A 19727-nucleotide genomic window follows, 5' to 3' on the forward strand; every position below is an offset into this window, starting at 1 on the left:
CCGGAACACCGGCCTTCTGCCGTTCGGAGGCGGCCTCGGTGGCGCGGGGTCGTCAATGGTCGAGGACGTCGGGGAGCAGGTGCCCGGAGAGCAGGGCGCGGGCAAGGGCGGTCAGGGGGACGCCGTGAGCGGTGGCGTAGGAGCGGAGCTTGAGGAAGGCCTGGTACGGGGACAGACCGAGCCCGCCAGCGAGGTAGCCGGTGGCCTGGTGGACCTCCGCGCGGTGCAGCACGAGGTCGGGCCGCGGTCCGGACTCGTCGGCGAGGATGGCGCCGGTCGGGTCCAACAGCAGGGGCAACAGGGCCCGGGACAGGCGTTTCAGGTCGCGGAGGTCAGCGCCGGTCGGAGCGCCGACTGTGGTGCGGTAACCGGTCAGTACGCCGACGGTGGCGATGCCGAGCAGGAGGGGGACGGCGGTGACGGCGCGGACGGAGGTGCGGGCGGCGACCGGCAGGAAGGCGGGCCAGCGGGCGGGGTCGGTGACGGTCAGGTCCGGCTCGGCCAGCAGGCAGCCCTGACGGGCGACTTCCAGGGTGGGGCCGTCGCCGACGGCGAACTGCAGTTCCTCCAGTGCGGGGCCCAGGCCCTCGGGTGGTTCGCTCCACACCAGTTCCGGCAGGTCATTGCTGGTGATCGCGCTCAGGGTGAGAGCGTCCAGGCCAAGCAGCCGGACCAGGCCGGTGGGCACGGCCCGCAGCCCGAGTGCGGTACCTGCGGCACGGGCCACACGGTCCAGGAGCGAGTCCAGGCTGCCGCCGGGCGGTGCGGAGCCGCCCAAGGTGCCACGCTCGTCACCCCCCGGCATGTCGGGGTGGAGCGTTCAGCTCCGGCAAGTCGTCGCCGCTCGCCACACGGGCGGCGACATCGCTGAGTTTCTGCTGCCGGGAGCGGGCGTGGGAACGCAACCGGTGGAAGGCGTCGTCCACGCCGATGCCCAGCCGGGCCGCGAGTACGCCCTTGGCCTGTTCGATCACGATGCGAGTGTTCAGTGCCGTCTGCAACTGATCGATGAGCTCGTCCTTGGTGTGCAGCAACTGCTGGTGCCCCAGCCACGATCCGGCGGCGTCGGCCAGGATCCGTGCCAGGCGCATGTCCTGCGCGCATGGCGCACCGGGGGCGGCGCTCAGCAGGTTGACGGCGCCGAGCATGTGCGTTCCGGCGCGCAGCGGCACCGCGGCGACGCTTGCGAAACCGGCGCGCAGCGCCCGCGGGGCGAATCGGGGCCAGCGCACGGCTCCGGCGCTGCCCGGACCCAGCGCGACAGGAGCCAGCACTCCGGCGCTGCGGACGCTGTCCACGCACGGCCCCTCGTCGAGTTCGAGCTGGTCCTCCTCCAGTTCCCTGCACACCTCGTCGGAGGCCGTGAGGTAGTCCACCCGTCCCGCCTCGTCCATGACGGTTGTTCCGGCTCCCCGCACCTCCAGCAGGGTGACCATGAACGTGGTGAGGTCGTGCAGCAGGTCCAGCACACCGCCCTCGTCCGCGTGGCACGCCAGCTCGAGCACGGCTTCGGCGACCAGCACTTCGTGTTCCGTGACAGACATTCGGACCCCCGAACCTGAGAGACGGCAGAGCGACGTGTCACCGAAGCCGGCCGCCGTCGGCACCGGTCCAGTGGGACCCGGCGTGCGGCCCCGGCGCCGTTCGCTCTGCCGCGCCCGGTCCAGTCAAGTCCGGTTCCGGACTGCTGCGACATGCCCCCGCCGCAGCATTCGGCGTCGGGCATGCAGAAAACGCAGACTTCGCGCGGCAGGCCCTCCGTCCCTGCGGGCATGCCCCTCTCCCGCGCGGCCCGTCGGGCCCGCGTGACGCCTCACGGACCGTGGTGCAGGAGGGTCTCGTGCGGGAGCCGGCCGTAGGCGGCACGGTAGGCGGCGGCGAACCGGCCGGGCTGGAGGAATCCCCACCGTGCGGCCACGGCGGTGACCGTGGTGCCGCTGCGGGGGTCGGCGCTCAGCAACTCGGCGTGAACGTGGGCGAGACGGACCCGGCGCAGGTACGCCATCGGTGTGGTGTCCAGATGACGGCGGAAGGCGCACTGGAGGGTACGGATGCTGACGTGGACGGCCTCGGCGATGTCGGCGAGGCTGAGGCCGCTCTGGGCGTGTGCGTCGATGTAGGCGACGGCCCGGCGCACGGTGACCGGATGCGCGTCCCTGCGGTCGGCGGCCGTGGGGTCGGCGTACGCGGTACTGGGAAAGGTGTTCAGCACGCTGGCCGCAAGGAGTTGGGTGGCGGCGGAGACCAGCAGCGGGTGGTGTGCCGGGCTCTCGGCGGTGCAGAGGGTGTCGTGCAGATAGGCGATGGTCTGCCGCAGTTGCCGCCCCGCCGCCGGGGAGACCGGCCGGTCCCCGGTCAGGCGCACCGGTCCGGGCGCGCGGCCGGGAACGGTGGCGGCGACCCGGGCCAGCAAGTCCTGCTGGAACATGATGAGGTTGTAACGGGACTGGCGGATGACCCCCGCGTACCGCCGGTCCTGCGGGGTGTACAGGAAAACGTCCCCGGGGCCGAAACAGCCCTCCTCGCCGTCAGGGAAGAACTGCCGGACGATGCTGCCCGCGTGCACGCTGCACAGGCAGATCCGGTCCAGGACCTGGGCGTCGTGACTCATGTCGTAGTCGAACTCCAGGTCGTCCAGGCTGACCGGTCCCAGCATGCTGCGGGACACCCGCGCCCGGGTGCGCTCGGCGTCCCCGCCGATCGCCATCCGGGTGTAGGCCCTGCTGAGGAAGTCCTCAGTGAGTTCCAGATCCTCGCTGTCGAATTCGAGGTTCTCCATGACGGTTCCCCGGGTCGTTCGCGGGCTCTTGCGGACGCGCCCGCCCGACGCGGAGCCACGCCTCCACCAGTGTCCCGCCCTCCGCCCGCCCGAATCCACCCCTCGCCTGTCAAACGGCGGCCGAACGACAACAGTTGTGCCGGGCTGGGAGGAGACCCGCCCGCCCGGCGGTCGAGGACGGGGCCACGGCCCGATCAGGGGGCGATCGCGCCGCGGCTTCCCCTCAAGGCGTCAGTCAGACCACCGCCCCCGTACCGCGCTGCCGACGCCGGGCCTCCAGGGGACTGGCGGGCCGGTCCTGCTTCTGCGGCGTCGACCGCCCCCTCGGCGAGGCCGGGTTGCGGCGCTCCAGGGACACCGCGACCGGAACCGCCACGGACACCGTCGACGCCACGCCGACGACGACACCGGCGATCAGCGCCACCGAGAAGTCGGCGAGCGAGTCGCCGCCGAGGACCGCGAGGGCGGCCAGGACGAACAGCGCGCCCATGCCCGTGTTCACCGTGCGCGGCAGCGTTCTGATCACGGCGGTGTTGGCCGTCCTTGCCAGGTCGGCGCGCGGGTCGCGGCGCCGGGCCTCGCGGATGCGGTCGAAGACGACCACCGTGTCGTTGACGGAGTAGCCGATGACGGTGAGCACGGCCGCGAGGAAGACGCTGTCGACGGTCTTGCCGAGCCACGCGAACAGGCCCACCACCAACAGCACGTCGTGGACCATCGCGGCGACGGCCGCCGACGCGAACGTCCACCGGAACCGGACGGTGAGATAGATCAGTTGGGCGGCCACGGCGATGCCGAGGGCGATGAGCGCCTTCTGGCGCAGTTCGTCGCCGAGGCTCGGGCCGATGCGTTCGTCGCGTTCGACGGTGGCCCGCCCGCCGCCCTTCTCCGCCAGGGCCTCCTTGATCTTCTCCTGTTCGGCGTCACTGAGTTCACCGGTGCGTACGGTGATGTCGTCCGAGCCGGACTCCTGCACCACCGCGCGCGGGAAACCGGCGTCGGCGACGGCCTTGCGCGCGGTGTCGGCGTCGACCTGCTTGCTGGTGCTGTACTCGACGAGGCGCCCGCCGGTGAACTCGACGCCCAGGTCGAGTCCGCGCAGCGCGATGCCCGCGACGGCCACGGCGACGAGCAGGGTGCTCGCCCCCAGCCAGCGGCGCCGGTGCCGCACGATCTGCGGCTCGCGGCGGGCAAGGAGGGTGCGCAGCCGGCCCGTGGTGGCGAGGCCGGTGAGGCGCGGGCGGCGGCGCACGAACCCGCGGCGGACGGCGGTCTCGGCGAGCACCCGCGTGACGACGAACGCGGACACCATCGACACCAGGACGCCGATGGACAGCGTCACGCCGAAGCCCTTCACCGGTCCGGTGGCGAAGGTGAACAGCAGGCCCGCGGCGAGCAGCGTCGTGACGTTGGAGTCGATGACGGCGCTCCAGGCCTTGGTGAAGCCGGTGTGCAGGGCCTTGGGGAGGCTTCTGGCCCCGGCGCCCCGGTCGCGGGCGTCCGGGTTGGTGGCGCGGGCGCCGAGGTACTCCTCCCGCGCGCGTTCGAAGACCAGGACGTTCGCGTCGACCGCCATGCCGATCGCGAGCACGAATCCGGCGAGTCCCGGCAGCGTCAGCGTGGCGCCGATCGCGAGCAGGGCCGCGTACGACATGAGTCCGTACAGGGCGAGCGCCACCGTGGCGAGCGCGCCGAGGAGCCGGTAGACGAAGGTGATGAACAGGGCCGTCAGGGCCAGGCCGATGAGGGCGGCCTGGGTGCTCGCGGCGATGGCCTCGGCGCCGAGCGTGGGGCCGACGGTGCGCTGTTCGACGACGTCGACGGGCACCGGCAGGGCCCCGCCCTTGACGAGAGCTGCCAGGTCCCGGGCCTCGCCCTCGTCGAATCCGCCGGTGATCTGGGTGCTGCCGCCGGTGATGCCGGTGCCGCAGCGCACGTCCGCGTTCACGCCGGGCGCCGAGATGACCTTGCCGTCGAGCACGATGGCGACGCGCCGTTCGGGCGCGCCCTGCGGCGCGCACGCGGCCTCGCCGGTGACGCGCGCCCAGTCGCCGCCCGCCTTGCCGCGGAAGTCGAGCATGACGTGCCAGCCGTTCATGGACTGCTGATCGAAGGCCGCTTCGGCGTTCTTGACTCCTTCGCCGGTGAGCGCGGTCGGACCGAGGACGACATAGCCGCCGGGCCGGTCCGGGTCGGGCAGGGTGCGGGAGCCGTCCGCGGCGGGCCCGGCCGAGCCCTTCCGGTCGGTCTCGCCGGTCACCGGGTGCACGGTCAGCTGCGCGGTGCGGCCGATCACTTCGGAGGCCTCGCGGGGGTCGCGCACCCCCGGCAGCTCGACGACGATCCGCCGGTCCCCGGCCTGCGCGAGGCTCGGCTCGGACACGCCGAGGGCGTCGACGCGCTGGCGCAGGACCTCCAGGGCCCTGCGGGTGGCGTCGGCGTCGGCTTCGACGGTGGGTGAGTCCTTGGTCTGCAGGACGATCTGCGTACCGCCTCTGAGGTCGAGGCCGAGGCGGGGTGACTGGGTGAGGGCTAGGTACAGCGAGGCGGCGACGGCGACGAGCGCGACGATCGCCCGCCACAAGGGTGCGCGGGGCATGGGAGTTCTCCACATCCACGGGGACCCACGGGAGCGGCATGTCCAGGGGGCGGCGAGGCCCGCCGGTCCGGGCGGTCCATGGGTCCGTGAGGCCATGAGTCCGTGAGGTGCACAGGTGCGTGCGGTCCACGGGTCCGTGAGATGCACGGGTCCGCGTGGTCCACAGGTCCGTGCGGTTCACGAGGAAGTCATGAAGGCATGACGAAGGGCGGACGGCCCCGGGGACGGTCCGGGCGCGGGGCAGGCTCGCGCCCCGGCGGTCCGGCCTGTCGGGCGGCGTCCGGTGAGGGTGTCGTCAGCTCCGTCGGGACGGGGGTCCGCGCGGCTCGGGCGCGGCGTCCGCGAATCGCGTGGACGGTGTGGAGGTACTCGGGAGTGCGTCCGGTCCGCCGAGGGCCCGCAGCGGCGCGCGATCGGCACCGGGGCCGGTTGCGCCGGGGTACGGCGGGTGCGGGACGTGGGCCTGGTGGAGGTGCGCGACGGTCGCGTGGACGGCGCGCGGGGTGTCCTGGCCGGACGAGGCGTACGGGCCGTGTGCCCTGGGGCGTTGCTGGCCGGGGGAGTTGCCCGTGTGCGGACCGCTCGCCTGTGCCGCCGCCGTCCAGGCCTGGACGGCGGGTCCCGTGGCCGCTGTGGCGGCGCGGGAGGGAACGGCGAACGCCAGGACGGCGACGACGGCCGAGAGCAGCGACGCGGCCAGCCGAGCCGACCGGGTGCGATACGGCACGCGGGGCCTCCTGGTCGAGTCGGTGCCGGGGCGGCGTCTGGTCGGCGGCGGTCGGTGGGTGAGCGGTGGGTACGTGCTCGGTGAGCGGTGGGTACGTCCGGTCGGTGCGAGGTCGGTGTGCAGTGGGCGCGTGGTGCGCCAACCGCTTCAACGCGCGGGGCAATTGATTAGGTTCCCGCCGGCGCAAGCCGATGTACGCCGACGTGTCGCGGACGAGGACGTGTCGCCATGTCCGGCCCCGGGGCCCGGCCACGCACTGCGCCCGCCCCAGGACTTCCCCCTTCCCCTCCCCCGGCCCCATCCAGGACCCCTCCCCCAGCCCCTCCCACGGACTTCGCCCTTGGCAGAACGCGCTACGCCATCGGCAGAACGCCGACCACCACGGGAACACCACTCCTAACCTGAAGCCGTGAGCAGCCACGCGACGAACCCGACGAATCCCACGAGCCCTCCGCACCAGGCGGGCCGGGCCGCCGCCCGCGTCATCCCCCTGCGGCCCGCGCGCCCCGCCCGTCCGGCCCGGGATCCCGAGGCCACCGCGCCGATGGCAGCCCCGGCCACCGCCCCCGCCCCTGGCGCCACCCCCGGCCCCGCCCCCAAAGAGCCCCTGTGGCGCCACCTCGTCGGGAACGTCCTGCGCCGCGAACGCCGCGCCCAGGAACGCACGCTGAAGGACGTCGCGGACGCGGCGCGGATCTCGGTGCCGTACCTCTCCGAGGTGGAGCGCGGCCGCAAGGAGGCGTCCTCCGAAGTACTCGCCGCGGCGGCGGCCGCCCTCGGCCTCGACCTCGCCGACCTGCTCGCGCTGGCCCACGGCGAACTGCTCGCCGCGGCACGGCGCCCGCGCTCCCGGGACCAGCGTGCCGCGGCGCCCGCCGCAACGGCCCGGCAGCATCCGGCGGCCGCGCCCCAGCAGCGCGCGGTGTCCGTCGTCACCACCCCCCTCACGGCACCGCGGGGCACCACGAACCAGGGCTCGCACCGGGCCCAGCTGCGGCTCGCCGCCTAGGGGTGCCCCCGACCCCGGCCGGGACGACCGGTCCGGCGTCGCCCCCGCCCGGCGTCGAGCTCCTGGACGTGCGCCGCGTCCGTCTCGTGGAGACGCCCGCGCCCGAGCCGCCGCCGTGGGAGCGCCTCGCCATGGACCGCCTCTGGGACGAGGCGGTCCTGGCCAACCCGAGCCTCTTCGACGGGCCGGTGGCGGCGTGCGCGGGGCTGACCCGGGAGGGGCCGCACGGAGTGGTCATCACCTGGGCCAGGACGACGTACCGGCGCTACGCGCTGCGGTGGGTCCCGGGAGCCACCGCGCGCCTGCCCGCGCTCTTCGTCGACGTCGTGCAGCCGACCGGCGACGGCCGCCTGCTCGTGGGCCGGATGGGACGGTCGACGTCCGCGCCCGGCCGCTGGCTGCTGCCGGGTGGCTCCATGGAGCCACCCACCGACGGCCGGGTCCTCGACGTGGCCGCGCTGCGCGGGCACGCCGCCCGGGAGCTGGCCGAGGAGACCGGCGTCGAGTCGGCGCCCGAGGAGCTCCGGCTGTGGCTCGTGACGCGCGGGGCGCACGGCGGTGTCGGCGTCCTGTTCCTCGCTCCGCCCCTCCCTGCCGCACTGCTGCGCGAGCGCTTCGCGGCCCTGGTGTCCGCCGAGACGGCCCGGGGCCGTGAGCCGGAGCTCGACCGGATCGCGCTCGTCGGCTCCCGGGCCGAACTGGCGGAGCTGACCGGGCCGCACGCCGACCTCGCCGACTATCTGGAGCCGGTCGTCACCCGGTACGGGTCGGCCGCACCGCTCGGACCAGCAGCGCCCACACCGGCACAGCCCGGACCAGCACCACCCTCACCGCCACCGCTCACACCGTCACCGCCCGGCGGCTGACGACCTCGTCGGCGAGTCCGTAGGCGACCGCCTCGTGCGCGGTGAAGACCTTGTCCCGGTCGGTGTCCGCGCGCAGCGTCGCCACGTCGTGGTGGGTGTGCCGGGCGAGGACCTCCTCCACCTGGGCGCGGATCCGGACCATTTCCTTGGCATGCAGGCTCAGGTCCGACACGGTGCCCTGCTGTCCGCCGCTGGCGGGCTGGCCGAGCAGCACCCGGGCGTGCTCCAGGACGAACCGCCGCCCGGGGTCGCCGCCCGCGAGCAGCACGGCCGCGGTGGAGGCGGCCTGGCCGACGCAGAACGTGGAGATCGGCGCGCCGACGAACGTCATGGTGTCGTAGATCGCCATGAGGGAGGTCACGGAGCCGCCGGGCGAGTTGATGTAGAGCGCGATCTCGTGCTCCGGGGCGGCCGACTCCAGGTGGAGGAGCTGGGCGATGACGACGTTGGCGACGCCGTCGTCGATCTCGGTGCCGAGGAAGATGATCCGCTCGGACAGCAGTCGGCTGAAGACGTCGTACGCGCGCTCGCCCTGCGCGGTGCGTTCGACGACGGTCGGGATCGTGTACTGGCTCATGGTCATCGAGTGCGGGCCCGTGTGCTTCGTGGAGTGGTTCATCTCTACAGCCCCATCCGTCGCTTCGAGGCCGCCGGGCGGACGTCGGCGAGCGACGTCACCACGTGGTCGACCATGCCGTACTCCTTGGCCTGTTCGGCCGTGAACCAGCGGTCGCGGTCGCCGTCGCGGGCGATGGTCTCCGGGGACTGCCCGGTGTGCTCCGCGGTGATCCGCTCCATGGTCCGCTTGGTGAACTCCAGGTTCTCCGCCTGGATCGCGATGTCGGCGGTGGTGCCGCCGACGCCCGCCGAGGGCTGGTGCATCATGATGCGCGCGTTCGGCAGCGCGTGCCGCTTGCCCGGAGTGCCGACGGTGAGCAGGAACTGGCCCATGCTGGCGGCGAAGCCCATGGCGAGGGTGGACACGTCGTTGGGGATCAGCCGCATCGTGTCGTAGATGGCGAGCCCGGCGTGCACGCCGCCGCCGGGGCTGTTGATGTACAGGCTGATGTCGGTGCGCGGGTCCTCGGCGGACAGCAGCAGGAGCTGGGCGCAGACCCGGTTCGCGGAGACCTCGTCGACCTGGGTGCCGAGGAACACGATGCGCTGGCCGAGCAGTTGCGCGGCGAGCTGGTCGTCGAAGCGGTTGGCGGGGGTGTCCCCGTCCTCGGCGCGCGGGTGCGCAGGCCAGTCGGTGTGCGGCGGTGTCATCTCGGGGCCTCCTCGTCGTGGTGCGGTCGGTGAGACCACTGTGGATCGTGAGGAGGCGGCCCGGCCCGTTTCTCGGCCGTCGGCAGATTCGCCGACGGCAGAGGCGGGACCGGCGCCCGTGGTGGCGCGCCGGTCCCGCGAGGACGGCCCTACGCCTTGGGCCACCACGGCGCGGTGGCGTCGCGCAGTGTGTTGGTGCCGCAGTGCACCTCGCCCATGCCGAGGTGGTACGTGTACCAGTCGTCGATGTAGGTCGTCTTGAAGCCCGCCTTGGCGTACACGGAGGTCACGGCGTCGGTGAAGATGTCACGGCCGCCGATGACCGGACCCCACTGCTGGGGCGCCAGGTAGCGCGTCGGGCTGAGCAGGACTCCGTTGACGGCGCCCGGCACGTACGCGCTGTGCGTCCGGGTGGGAGCCCGGCGGGCCGTGGCGCCGTCGCCGCCGCGGTCCTTCTGCTCGTCGGCGCCGCGCAGCTGATTGAACTTCTGCAGCCGGTCGGGGCCCATGCGGCGCAGCTTGCGGCTGTCGCTGAGGGAGCTGCTCTCGTCCCCGTCGCGCGTGAACAGGCCGGGCACCTTGACGATCTCGTCGTCGGTGATGCCGGTCTCGCGCTTGAGGATGTCGAGGTTCGCCTTGATGCGCTCGGCCGCCAGCTTGTTGTCGGCATGGAACTTCGACGAGGCGAGGACCTTGTCGATGGTCTCCTTGGGCGCCGGGACGTCGGGGGAACTCGGCACGGAGAACATCTTCTTGCCACCGTGACCGTCCCGCTTGGCCTTGGCGAGCAGCTCCACACCCATGGCCGGGTCGGCGACGCCTATGCGCCAGCCGCGCGGGGTGTCCGCGGGCAGGAACTGGACGAACTCGTCCACGTGGCCGACCGACAGCCAGGACGTGTCGAGCAGCAGCGGCGCCTGCACGCCCTGGGACTTCAGGAACGTACGCATCGCCTTGGCGGGCTTGGAGCCGGAGTCGGCGCGGTAGCCCTGGATGATGCGTCCGGCGGGGTAGCTCTTGCCGTTCAGGGTGTACGGCGGAATGGTCTCCAGGTTGCCCATGGAGTTGAGCGTCCACTCCTCGCTCTCGCGCACCCCGTTGACCTGCACGACGCCGACGTCCGGGCCGCGCAGCTTCTCGAACAGCTCACGTCCGGCGTCCCGGTCCGGCTGCGCGGAGCGGATGAGGACGCGCATGGTGTGCTGCTTGCCGCCCGGGCCCGGCACGCTCGCGTAGGCCGGTTCGACGAAGTCCTGCGCCCAGGGGTCGGCGTACTTGGTGAACTTCGTCATGGGCTTGCTGATCCCGGCGTCCTTCACCTTCTTGGCGAGGTCCTTGACGAACTTCTGCTGGGCGCGGCTGTAGGGGCCCTGGCCCTGCACCTCGGTGACGAGGACTTCCTCGGTGCGCTGCAGGTGGTGGTGGGTGAGGACGGGTGCGGTGCGCAGCACGACGTCGTCGGAGCGGGACGTGCCGCCGCCGGTGACGGTGAAGCGGACCTTCACCTCTCCGTTCCACTTCGCCGCGTCGCGCACGACGTCGGTCGCCTCGACACCCAGCTCGACGCCGTCGCGCAGCTCCTTGGTGGTGAGCTTGTCGGTGGGCCGCAGCAGGGACCAGCGGCCCTCGCGCTTGATGAAGAGGCGGGACTTCTTGGCGCCGGTGCCGACCGTCTTGACGGTGCCGTGGCTGCCCGCGGGGGTCCTGGGCAGCGGCACGGTCTTCAGCCGGGCCAGGTCGGCGGCGTCGCGCGCGCCGTTGACCTTGGTGTCCGAGGCGTCGTTGCAGCGGGCCAGCTTGGCGTCCGTCAGGGGCTGGCCCTGCGCGTCCTTGACGGGGCAGCGCTTGGCGTCGTCGTCGACGTTCGGCAGGACGACGGCGCCCCGGGTCGCCGTCCAGGTGTTCTCACCGGCCGAGTCGGTGGTGCCGTCGACGTCGACGCTGCCGTCACGGTTCACGTCGGCGCGCAGGTCGGGCACCTGGGGCGTGGCCGGGGCGCTGCCCGTCTCGGCCATGGCGGTCGCTCCGGTGGCGGCGAGCACTCCGGCCATGCCGGTGGCAAGGGCGGCGTTTCTCCATCTGTGCGTGCGCACAGTTCCCCTCCTTGTTCTGGCCCCCTGGTCAATGGGTCAAGGCGGGGCCGTTGCCAAGGAAGAGTCATCTCGGGCGCAGGAGGTTGATGCGCCGGAGGAAGAGATGAAAATTGCCGCGCGACCGCGACCGCGACCGCGACCGCGGCCGTGACCGTGACCGTGATCGTGATCGCGACGGTGACCGTGATCGAGGTCAGGGCTTGCGGGCGACGCCCCCGAAGTCGTCGACCTCCGCGGGCGGCTCGGATCCGCCGGGCGCCGGGCGCCACCGGGACACGGAGACGAGGCCGGGCTCGACGAGGTCCAGGCCGTCGAAGAACCGGGCGAGTTCCTCGGGGCTGCGGTTGACCCGCGGGTTGTCGCCCGCCTCGTTCCACTGCTCGATCATCCGGCGCATCTGCTCGGGCCGGATCACCTCGGTGTCGTCGCACAGGACGAGGTGGCTGCCGGACGGCAGGGCGTCGGTCAGGCGGGCCACGACCTCGTACGCGGAGTCGTCGGTGAGGTGGGCGGTGATGCCGAGCAGCATGAGCGCGACGGGCTCCGTGAAGTCCAGGGTCGCGGCGGCGCGTTCCAGGATGGTGCCGGGGTCGCGCAGGTCGGCCTGGATGTAGTCGGTCGCGCCTTCGGGGGCGCTGGTGAGCAGGGCCGCGGCGTGGGCGAGGACGATCGGGTCGTGGTCTACGTAGACGATCCGGGACTCGGGGGCGGTCCGCTGGGCGACCTCGTGGGTGTTGTCCGCGGTGGGCAGCCCGGTGCCGATGTCCAGGAACTGCCGGATCCCGGCCTCGGCGACGAGGTACGTCACCGCGCGCGCCAGGAAGGCCCGCTGGGCGCGGGCGATCTCGGTGATCTCCGGGTTGGCCTCCCGGATCTCGTCGCCGACCCGGCGGTCGACCTCGTAGCAGTCCTTGCCGCCCAGCCAGTAGTTCCAGATGCGGGCCGAGTGCGGCACGTTGCTGTTGATGAGCGATACGTCGTACGACATGACGACTCCCCCTGGTCGGACGGCCCGGTGCCGCCCTCAACCTAGCCCGCTGTGGTCGCGGCGTCACGGGAACGGAGGGGACCCCGGCGCCGGGGCCGGGCCGGTAACAGAATTCGCCGAAACGCTTCTCCTGGTTCATACGGGGCTGGTGGGCTGACCGCGCTCAACTCACCGATCAACAGGAGGCGTGCGTGAATCTCGTCGTCAACGGCGACGCGGAGAGCGGGGCGGGCGGCACGGCCGACCCCGTCCCGACGGTCCGCGGCTGGAAGGTCGCCCAGGGAGCCCCGGCGCTCATCGCCTACAGCCTCGGCGGGGGCTACCCGACCCCGTCGGACCCCGGGCCCGCCCGGCGCGGCAGCCGCTTCTTCTCGGGCGGCAACAGCCCGCGGACCACGCTGGTCCAGGACATCTCCCTGCCCCGGAGCGGCCCGACGGGGCGGCGCGCCGTCGACGCGGGCAAGGTGCGGTACACCGTGACGGCGTGGCTCGGCGGCTTCGCGACGCAGGAGGACGGCGCGCGCCTCTCCGTGGAGTTCCGCGACGCCAAGGGCACCCCGGTCGCCCTCAGCGTCCTCGGTCCCGTCGGCGCGGCCGACCGCGAGGGCCGCACGGGGCTCCTGGAGCGCACGGCGGAGGCGGCGGTGCCGCCCTCGGCCCGCTCGGCGCGGGTCCTCCTCGTCTTCACCCGCAGCGGCGGCGGAACCTCCAACGACGGCTACGCGGACGCCATTTCCCTCACCCTCGAGCCCGCCGGAGCCCGCCGATGACCGTCAACCGCCGTGACCTGCTCAAGTCCGCCGCGGCCGCCGGCGCGCTCAGCCTCGCCTGGCCGCTCGCCTCGGGCCTGACCCCGGCGCAGGCCCGCGAGGCGGCCGAGAACCTGGGCGCCGAGTACGACCGCGCGCCCTTCACGCTCGGCGTGGCCTCCGGTGATCCGCAGCCGCACTCGGTGCTCCTGTGGACCAGACTCGCGCCCGAGCCACTGGCCGTGGAGCAGCGACTGCCCGAGGTCGTCGAGGTCGACTGGGTCGTCGCCAAGGACCCGGGGCTGCGGCGCGTCGTCGCCCGCGGCACCGCGCCCGCGTCCGCGACGCTCGGCCACAGCGTGCACGTGCCGGTCAGCGGCCTCGCGCCCGGGCGCCACTACTGGTACGCGTTCAAGGCCCTCGGCAGGACCAGCCGCGTCGGGCGTACGAAGACGGCGCCGCGCGGCCGGGTCTCCAAGGTGACCTTCGCCGCCGCGAACTGCCAGGCGTTCCACGACGGCTTCTACGCGGCGCACCGCGGAATCGCCCGCGAGAAGGTCGACTTCGTCGTCCACCTCGGCGACTACATCTACGAACACGGCCAGGTCGGCGGCGTACCCGAGAAACACGTGCGCGACCACGACGGCCCGGAGATCCTCACCCTCGGCGACTACCGCAAACGGCACGCACTGTACAAGGGCGACAAATCGCTGCGGGAGGCGCACGCGGCCCACCCGTGGTTCCTCACCTGGGACGACCACGAGGTGGTCAACGACTACAGCGGCACCGGGGGCGGCGCGCCGTTCATGCGGCGCCGCGCGGCCGCGTACCAGGCGTGGTTCGAGCACATGCCGCACCGCGACTCCTTCGGCGGGTCCGCCCTGCCGGACCCGGAGATCCACCGCGTGCGCCGCTGGGGCGATCTGCTCGAACTCGCCGTCCTCGACCTGCGCTCCTACCGCTCGGCGCAGAACCTGCCCGACGGCACGATCCTCGGCGCCGAGCAGAAGTCCTGGCTGAAGAAGACCGTCGACCGCGCCCCCGACGCCTGGCACGTCTGGGCCAACTCGATCATGCTGAGCCAACTCCGGGGCAAGCCGGGCGGTTCGTACATGTTCACCGACCAGTGGGACGGGTTCCTCGCCGAGCGCAAGGACGTCCTCGGGCACGTCCACAAGAGCGGCCTTGAGGACCTGGTCGTCATCACCGGCGACTGGCACTCGGCGTTCGTCGACGACGTCCGCACCGACTTCGACGAGCCAGAGTCCCCGCTGGTGGGCACGGAGTTCACCGCGCACTCGGTGACGTCCGGCGCGTACTCCGCGGACTGGAACGCGGCCAACGGCCCCGTCATGGGCAAGGCCAACCCGCACCTGAAGTACTTCGAGGGCAACCGGTACGGCTACGACGTGTACGAGGTCACGCCGGAGCGGTTCAGCGCCCACATGCGGGTCATCGGCGACCGCCGAGACCCGCGGTCGCCCGTCAGCACGCTGACGACGTTCCACGTGGACCGGGGCAAGGCCGGGTCGTACGAGGACGAGAAGACGAAGAACTCGCCCGCGCAGTACCGCAGGGACTAGCACGACGGCACGTGAGCGCGCCCCGGCCCGGTTGCCGGGGCGCGCTCACCCCCTGTACCAACCCCCCGACGGCGCCCCGTCCGAGGGGTCGAAGGACTGGTGCAGGCCGACGAGCGCGCTCACCAACCGGGGATCCCAGCCCTCTTCCAGAACCTGGTACTCATCGGCGATGCCGCGGAAGACGAACTGCCTGCGGTGGGACTCATCGCGCCAGGTCACCCGGCGGGGCGGGCCGAAACCGCCGTCGCCCTCGCCGAGTACGGCCACGATCATGCTCACCCAGCTCAGCATCATGCCGCAGGGCCACCACACCGCCCACCAGAACAGCCGGCCCTTGCGACCCCGGACGACCGGACCCACGGCGGGCTCCACGGTCCACTCGGTCCGACGGAAGGGGCGGCGGCGGTAGGTGATCCGGCCGAGCGGGGCGCCATGGCCGTCATCGACCAGGTATACGGCGTGTCCGCGCCCCAGTTGCCGCTCGGTGCGGACGCGGGCCATCGGGGGCGTGCCGTCCACCGTGACGTCGAAGCCGCGTGCGGACGTGTGCTGCCCGCCCCCCGACGCTCCAGGGCCGTGGCCGGACTCGTGGTCCCGGCGCAGCCACGCCAATTCACCGCCGTCGCGCGGCTTCTGGGGCGGCCGCCAGTTCACGACCTGCGGTGCGTTCCTGGTGTAGTCCACCCGGTACGACATGAGCTGCTGCGCCACGCTGACCCTCTCCTGCTTCCCCCGTAACGCGACTGTACGCGACTGTCCCACCTGTGCCACGGTGGATCCGTGTCACGACGATGCGGTGACACCCGCCCAAGGGGAAGAGGCATGCTGCCCTTGCTGCCGGTATTGCGATGGCGCGCATCCAACGTGCTTACGGAACACGCGGGCGAAGTGCTCCGGGTTGGGGAAACCGCAGCGCCTACCGACTTGAGATACTGGGTCATTGTCTACTGCGAGCAGATAGCATGCAGCTTCGATGCGTAGCTCGGTGAGGTATTGCAGAGGTGTCTTTCCGGTGGCTGCGGAAAAACGACGCAGGAAGTGGTACCGGCTGAGCCCTGCTTCCTTGGCAAGCTGATCAAGCGTGATGTTCGAGGAGAAATTCGCGCTCATAAATGTTGTCACCGTTTGCAGCTGTTCCGGGCTGAGACCTCCGGTACGCGGTGAGGCGTCGCGGCGTGGATGGAGTAGATATTCAGCCAGATAGTGGGCCGCACTCAGGGCATAGCGCTCTCCTGCACCTGTCTTTCGGGCGTGAAGCAGAGTTTGCGCCATGGATGCGACATGCGGATCGAAGGCGCGCAGTGTCTGCAATTCCGAAACATCACGGACAGGAGCGGTGGCGTGCGTGTCCAGTGCTCGCTGAAGGAATTCTGCGGAAAGCTGGATACAAACGACTTCGAACGGGAGAAGTCTGGGCGGTGTCCTGCTGAGCCGGATCAGGTTGTTGGGTGCGACCCGGCAGACCTCTCCAGGCCTGAGCATGGTACGTAGCCAACCGTGATCCTCTCGACCTTCAATTTCACACACACCTCGTATTGGCGTGACGATACCGAACCACTGATCCGGCAATTGGTACGTCCAGGTGCCGCTGTCGTGTCCAGCGACTCGCTCTTCCACAACGAGTTCCCGAAAGGATTGGTCTCGCCACGTAATTATCACGTAGTTTTTCCTTGCGTGAGGTCGGGGAAACGAGGAGTGACAGGAGCCAGGCCCGTCAGCCTCAGGGCTGCATTGACCGTCGAATTCCACGGCTGCTGCCGGTGACCATGCTGGCAGGAGTGATCGGCTGTTTAGGCTGTCTCGGTCGTTGAGCGGCTAAGTACAGGGAAACTGATCGCGAACCGTCGTGTCCGCTGCCCAGCTTCGTCGGACGGCTGTGGGAGTGGGCAGCCGGGTGGCTCGCGGGTCAAGGGCCCGGTTATGTCTGAGGGAGTCGAGGGTGCCCGTGAGGACGGCGGCAACGAGTTCGGTGCGGGAGCGCTTTCCGGTGCGGGCGAGCAGCCGGGTCAGGCGTCCGACGACCGCGTCCTCGTTGAGTCGCAGGATGGTGGCGATCTGGCGGGTGGTGAGCTGTTCGGCGAGCAAGGTGGCGAGCAGGTGGTCGTTCTCGGCGGTGGCCTGTTTGCGGCCGGGGATGGCGAGTCCGGCCTCGCGCAGCATGGTCCTGGTGTGGAAGCGCCACAGGGTGGCACCGGTCATGCCGAACAGTTCGTATGCCTCGTACAGGGACTTGCCCGGGCCCGCACCCCCGTCGGCGGCTTCCAGGAGGGTGGTCGCCGTCTCGAAGGGCAGGCCGCGGGAGCGGGCCAGGTTCACCGCCTCGCGCAGGTGGTCGCGGGCGGTGTCGGGGGCCTCCTGGCGCAGGACCCGGGCCGAGGCCAGCAGGTACCTGAGCTGTGCCCGCCCGCTGCCCGTGCGGGAGGCGAACTGCCCCAGGCCTTCCAGGCAGGTCGCCGCCTCAGCGGTGCGTCCGGCCTCGACTGTCACCTCGGCCAGCAGGGCCCACAGCTCCTCAGTGCCGTAGATCTGGTCGTGCTCCCGTGCAGCGGCGAGCCCACGGCGCAGTGTCTTCTCGGCTGCGTCCATGTCGCCGAGGGCCATGTGCAGTTCGGCTTCCGACGCGTGCAGCGCGCATTGCGGCGGGCTCGCGTCGGGGCCGCGCATTTCCTCGACGAGGTGCAGCGCGGTGGTGACACGGCCCTGGGCGAGGAGCAGGGCGGCGGTGCGCGCGGGGAGCAGGGAGTGGTCCGCGGCCGGGGTGGACCGGATCTCGTTGTGGGCCAGAAGCCAGCGGGCTGTGTCCAGTGCCTGGTCCCATCGGCCGCTGAGGTGGTGGAAGAGGAACTGGCTGAGCGGGGGCAGCATGTGTTCGGTCAGGCCGGCGGTGGCCAGCAGGGTGGTGGCCCCGTCGAGGTCGTAGCCGGTGAGCAGGGTGTCGATCATGCCGCCGGTCAGGTAGTACAACTTGCCGGGGGGCAGCTCGGGGGCGTCTTGCAGGGTGAGTTCGAGCCGATAGGGTTCCGGCCGGCCCATGGCCAGGTCGGCCAGGGCGCTGAACTGGGCGGGTGCCGCGCGGGCGCGTGGGCAGGTGTTCCACACCGTCTCGGTGCGCTGGAGCAGTTCCGCCGCCTGCTGCCATCGCGAGAGGTGGCACAGGGCCAGGGCCTGGCCGCTCACCTTGGCCAGGGCGGGCACCGGCAGCCGGTCCCACCAGTAGGTGGTGGCGAGGCGGGACATGGTGGTCCAGTCGTGCTGGTTGGCGGTGACCGCGACGACCAGGCAGGCGGCCTCCTGCAGATCGAGATCGCTCAGCGCCGGTCCCGGGTCGCGCAGGAGCGATTCCACGGCGTCCCGTCCGGTGGGATAGTCGCAGGCCAGGTAGGCAGTTGTCCCGTACTGCTGGAGGACGAGATCGCGGACGTCGGCGTGCTCGATCAGGTCACGGGCCGCCCGCAACCACAGCAGAGCCCGCCCGTCACCGGTGCCGGGCAACATCCGCCGTGCGGCAGCCGTCAGTTCGGCCACCGCACGCTCCCGGTCCACCCGGCTGCCCGCGTCCGCGACCCGGTCTGCCCGGTAGGCCAGAGCGTTCGCCTCGTCGAGAAGACCCGGCGCCGGGCGGATCACACATCCGGCGCTCTCCGCGTCCGCGTCCTTCCAGAGGACCTCGACCGCCGCGGCGGACAACCGGCTGCGGTCCACCGGGCTCAGCCGCTCCCGGACGGTGTGCTCTGTCAGTGGCAACCGGAACGTCCAGCCCTCTACCGTGGCGCCGTCCGGTCCGGGCACCTGATCGAGGATGCCCGCCTCGACCAGGCGGCGGACACCGTCGTAGGCAGCGTCGACGGACAGGCCGGCCCACGCCGCGGTCAGCTGCAGGGCCGGCCGGCCGAGCGGCCCCAGGATGCTCAACGCCGCAGCCACCGCACGATACGGCTCACCCAGCGCGTCCACTGCCGTGACGAACGCATTGTCGTCCGGCAGCACTGGTATCGGCGTCCTGGCGCCAAGGAAGGCGTGACCGTCGGCGACCCGGATCCCGCCACGGCAAGTCCAGCCCGCGAGCAGGGCGTCGACCGCCCCCGGGATGCCACGGGTCAACTCGCCTACCCGCCGGGCGAGGACGGCGTCGGGCTTCGCCCCCAACCACCGCGCGACCAGCGCGGTGACGTCATCCGGCCCCAGCGGGGACAGCTCCACCGTGCGGACCCCCTCGATACCGGCCAGCCTCTCTAGGAGCCCGGCCGGACCGTCGCAGCCTGGTGCCCGGGCCGCCCCGGCCTTCCGTTCCTTGCTTGAGGTGCCCAAGCCGACGGCGTCCGGCGCGCCCTCTCTCGTGCCCCCTGGGCCCGGCGCGACGTGCCGCGCTGCGGAAACCACCAGCCGGACACCGGGCGCGAGCCGCGAGAAGTCGATCCGGCACAGTACGGCCAGGGAGTCGGGATCGGCATGCTGGAGGTCGTCGACCATGACGGCGAGCGGCGTGGCCTGGATGAGGGAGGCGTGAAGCAGTGCGTGCATCGCCGTCGGGTCACGCTTGTCGAAAGCGGACAGCGCCCGAGTAACCAGTTCTCCGGTCGGCCGCTGCCGTGGCGAGGCGGATCGGTGCTCTTCGAGTGCCAGGACCAGCCGCAGGGCCAGCAGCAGAGGCTGTTCACCGTCGCCAGGAACACAGGGCACCGCAAGCACTGCGGTCCCTCGTGCACGCAGTCGCTTGCCAACCGCTTTCAGGAACACACTGCGTCCCACACCGTGTTCGCCCCGCATGAGCACGAGGCGCGGGCCGTCAAGATCGTTGAGCAAGTCGTGGATCTTCTCCGACTCACTCTCGCGGCCGATCAGACGGTCGTCGGTGCGGTCCAGGCCCCCGGGCGTACCCCAGCGGATGGGCTGATCAGACGGTCGTCGGTGCAGGCCAGGCCTGCGCGCGTACCCCGGCGGATCAGTTCGTTGGTGTCCGATCACGCAGCCACTGTGCGGTACTTCCTTGCTCAGGCATATGCCCGGGCGGACAGGAACACGGCCACACCGCCAGGGCCTGTGCACGCCAACTTCCGGCTCCAGG

At 71.9% G+C, this 19727-nt stretch carries 16 protein-coding genes; 4 read left to right on the forward strand and 12 right to left on the reverse strand.

Features of this window, described 5'->3' with window-relative positions; genetic code table 11:
* Positions 1–52: 52 nt before the first annotated feature.
* The 5 genes from ACFVHO_RS31020 to ACFVHO_RS31040 all read right to left on the reverse strand — a co-directional run bounded on the left by ACFVHO_RS31020 (position 53) and on the right by ACFVHO_RS31040 (position 6105).
* A complete protein-coding gene (locus ACFVHO_RS31020) occupies positions 53–778 on the reverse strand; it encodes a GAF and ANTAR domain-containing protein (RefSeq protein WP_385721831.1) in 726 nt (241 codons plus the stop codon).
* 13 nt (positions 779–791) lie between these two features.
* Positions 792–1544 carry a GAF and ANTAR domain-containing protein gene (locus tag ACFVHO_RS31025; RefSeq protein ID WP_385721833.1) on the reverse strand — a complete coding sequence of 251 codons (753 nt, stop codon included), beginning with the start codon at positions 1542–1544 and terminating at the stop codon, positions 792–794.
* Positions 1545–1813: 269 nt separating this feature from the next.
* Positions 1814–2779, reverse strand: coding sequence for an AraC family transcriptional regulator (locus ACFVHO_RS31030; RefSeq protein WP_385721836.1), 966 nt, complete (start codon positions 2777–2779; stop codon positions 1814–1816).
* 235 nt (positions 2780–3014) lie between these two features.
* Positions 3015–5378: a protein translocase subunit SecD gene (gene secD, locus ACFVHO_RS31035; protein ID WP_385721839.1), complete on the reverse strand. Its 2364-nt coding sequence runs from the start codon at positions 5376–5378 to the stop codon at positions 3015–3017.
* Positions 5379–5673: 295 nt separating this feature from the next.
* Positions 5674–6105: a hypothetical protein gene (locus tag ACFVHO_RS31040; protein WP_385721841.1), complete on the reverse strand. Its 432-nt coding sequence runs from the start codon at positions 6103–6105 to the stop codon at positions 5674–5676.
* Between the two features lie 484 nt (positions 6106–6589).
* Between ACFVHO_RS31040 and ACFVHO_RS31045 the strand changes: the two genes are divergently transcribed.
* Together ACFVHO_RS31045 and ACFVHO_RS31050 are read left to right on the forward strand one after the other, a co-directional pair.
* Positions 6590–7114 carry a helix-turn-helix domain-containing protein gene (locus tag ACFVHO_RS31045; protein WP_385721994.1) on the forward strand — a complete coding sequence of 175 codons (525 nt, stop codon included), beginning with the start codon at positions 6590–6592 and terminating at the stop codon, positions 7112–7114.
* A gap of 2 nt (positions 7115–7116) precedes the next feature.
* The gene (locus ACFVHO_RS31050) at positions 7117–7980 is read left to right on the forward strand and encodes an NUDIX domain-containing protein (RefSeq protein WP_385721844.1); all 864 of its coding nucleotides are present in this window, start codon (positions 7117–7119) and stop codon (positions 7978–7980) included.
* Here the strand turns inward: ACFVHO_RS31050 and ACFVHO_RS31055 are convergent.
* The 4 genes from ACFVHO_RS31055 to ACFVHO_RS31070 form a co-directional block, all read right to left on the reverse strand.
* Entirely contained in the window at positions 7955–8557 is a 603-nt protein-coding gene (locus ACFVHO_RS31055; protein WP_385721996.1) for a ClpP family protease, read from the reverse strand. The genes ACFVHO_RS31050 and ACFVHO_RS31055 overlap by 26 nt on opposite strands.
* 44 nt (positions 8558–8601) lie before the next feature.
* Positions 8602–9249, reverse strand: coding sequence for an ATP-dependent Clp protease proteolytic subunit (locus tag ACFVHO_RS31060; protein ID WP_385721847.1), 648 nt, complete (start codon positions 9247–9249; stop codon positions 8602–8604).
* Positions 9250–9398: 149 nt separating this feature from the next.
* Entirely contained in the window at positions 9399–11300 is a 1902-nt protein-coding gene (locus ACFVHO_RS31065) for a protein-arginine deiminase domain-containing protein (RefSeq protein WP_385721998.1), read from the reverse strand.
* A 235-nt stretch (positions 11301–11535) separates the two neighbouring features.
* The gene (locus ACFVHO_RS31070; RefSeq protein ID WP_385721850.1) at positions 11536–12330 is read right to left on the reverse strand and encodes an SAM-dependent methyltransferase; all 795 of its coding nucleotides are present in this window, start codon (positions 12328–12330) and stop codon (positions 11536–11538) included.
* A 191-nt stretch (positions 12331–12521) separates the two neighbouring features.
* Here ACFVHO_RS31070 and ACFVHO_RS31075 point away from each other — a divergent pair, with 191 nt between their 5' ends.
* Together ACFVHO_RS31075 and ACFVHO_RS31080 are read left to right on the forward strand one after the other, a co-directional pair.
* Positions 12522–13100: a phosphoesterase gene (locus tag ACFVHO_RS31075; protein WP_385721854.1), complete on the forward strand. Its 579-nt coding sequence runs from the start codon at positions 12522–12524 to the stop codon at positions 13098–13100.
* Positions 13097–14662: an alkaline phosphatase D family protein gene (locus tag ACFVHO_RS31080; RefSeq protein WP_385721857.1), complete on the forward strand. Its 1566-nt coding sequence runs from the start codon at positions 13097–13099 to the stop codon at positions 14660–14662. Before ACFVHO_RS31075 ends, ACFVHO_RS31080 begins: the two co-directional genes overlap by 4 nt.
* 45 nt (positions 14663–14707) lie before the next feature.
* On the opposite strand, the gene ACFVHO_RS31085 is transcribed toward ACFVHO_RS31080, so the two are convergent.
* The 3 genes from ACFVHO_RS31085 to ACFVHO_RS31095 form a co-directional block, all read right to left on the reverse strand.
* On the reverse strand, positions 14708–15373 hold the full coding sequence (locus ACFVHO_RS31085) for a hypothetical protein (protein WP_385721860.1): 666 nt from the start codon (positions 15371–15373) through the stop codon (positions 14708–14710).
* Between the two features lie 72 nt (positions 15374–15445).
* Positions 15446–16279: a helix-turn-helix domain-containing protein gene (locus ACFVHO_RS31090; protein WP_385721862.1), complete on the reverse strand. Its 834-nt coding sequence runs from the start codon at positions 16277–16279 to the stop codon at positions 15446–15448.
* A 198-nt stretch (positions 16280–16477) separates the two neighbouring features.
* Positions 16478–19627, reverse strand: a complete 3150-nt coding sequence (locus ACFVHO_RS31095) for an AAA family ATPase (RefSeq protein WP_385721865.1) — start codon at positions 19625–19627, stop codon at positions 16478–16480.
* Positions 19628–19727: the final 100 nt, after the last annotated feature.

The sequence above is a fragment of the Streptomyces sp. NPDC127108 genome, from assembly GCF_042677545.1.
GTDB lineage: Bacteria > Actinomycetota > Actinomycetes > Streptomycetales > Streptomycetaceae > Streptomyces.

Excerpts from the sequence above, each read along its gene's own strand:
- ACFVHO_RS31025 (WP_385721833.1), bottom strand. The coding sequence starts at position 1,544 with ATGTCTGTCACGGAACACGAAGTGCTGGTCGCCGAAGCCGTGCTCGAG.
- ACFVHO_RS31030 (WP_385721836.1), bottom strand. The coding sequence starts at position 2,779 with ATGGAGAACCTCGAATTCGACAGCGAGGATCTGGAACTCACTGAGGAC.
- secD (WP_385721839.1), bottom strand. The coding sequence starts at position 5,378 with ATGCCCCGCGCACCCTTGTGGCGGGCGATCGTCGCGCTCGTCGCCGTC.
- ACFVHO_RS31055 (WP_385721996.1), bottom strand. The coding sequence starts at position 8,557 with ATGAGCCAGTACACGATCCCGACCGTCGTCGAACGCACCGCGCAGGGC.
- ACFVHO_RS31060 (WP_385721847.1), bottom strand. The coding sequence starts at position 9,249 with ATGACACCGCCGCACACCGACTGGCCTGCGCACCCGCGCGCCGAGGAC.
- ACFVHO_RS31065 (WP_385721998.1), bottom strand. The coding sequence starts at position 11,300 with ATGGCCGGAGTGCTCGCCGCCACCGGAGCGACCGCCATGGCCGAGACG.
- ACFVHO_RS31070 (WP_385721850.1), bottom strand. The coding sequence starts at position 12,330 with ATGTCGTACGACGTATCGCTCATCAACAGCAACGTGCCGCACTCGGCC.
- ACFVHO_RS31080 (WP_385721857.1), top strand. The coding sequence starts at position 13,097 with ATGACCGTCAACCGCCGTGACCTGCTCAAGTCCGCCGCGGCCGCCGGC.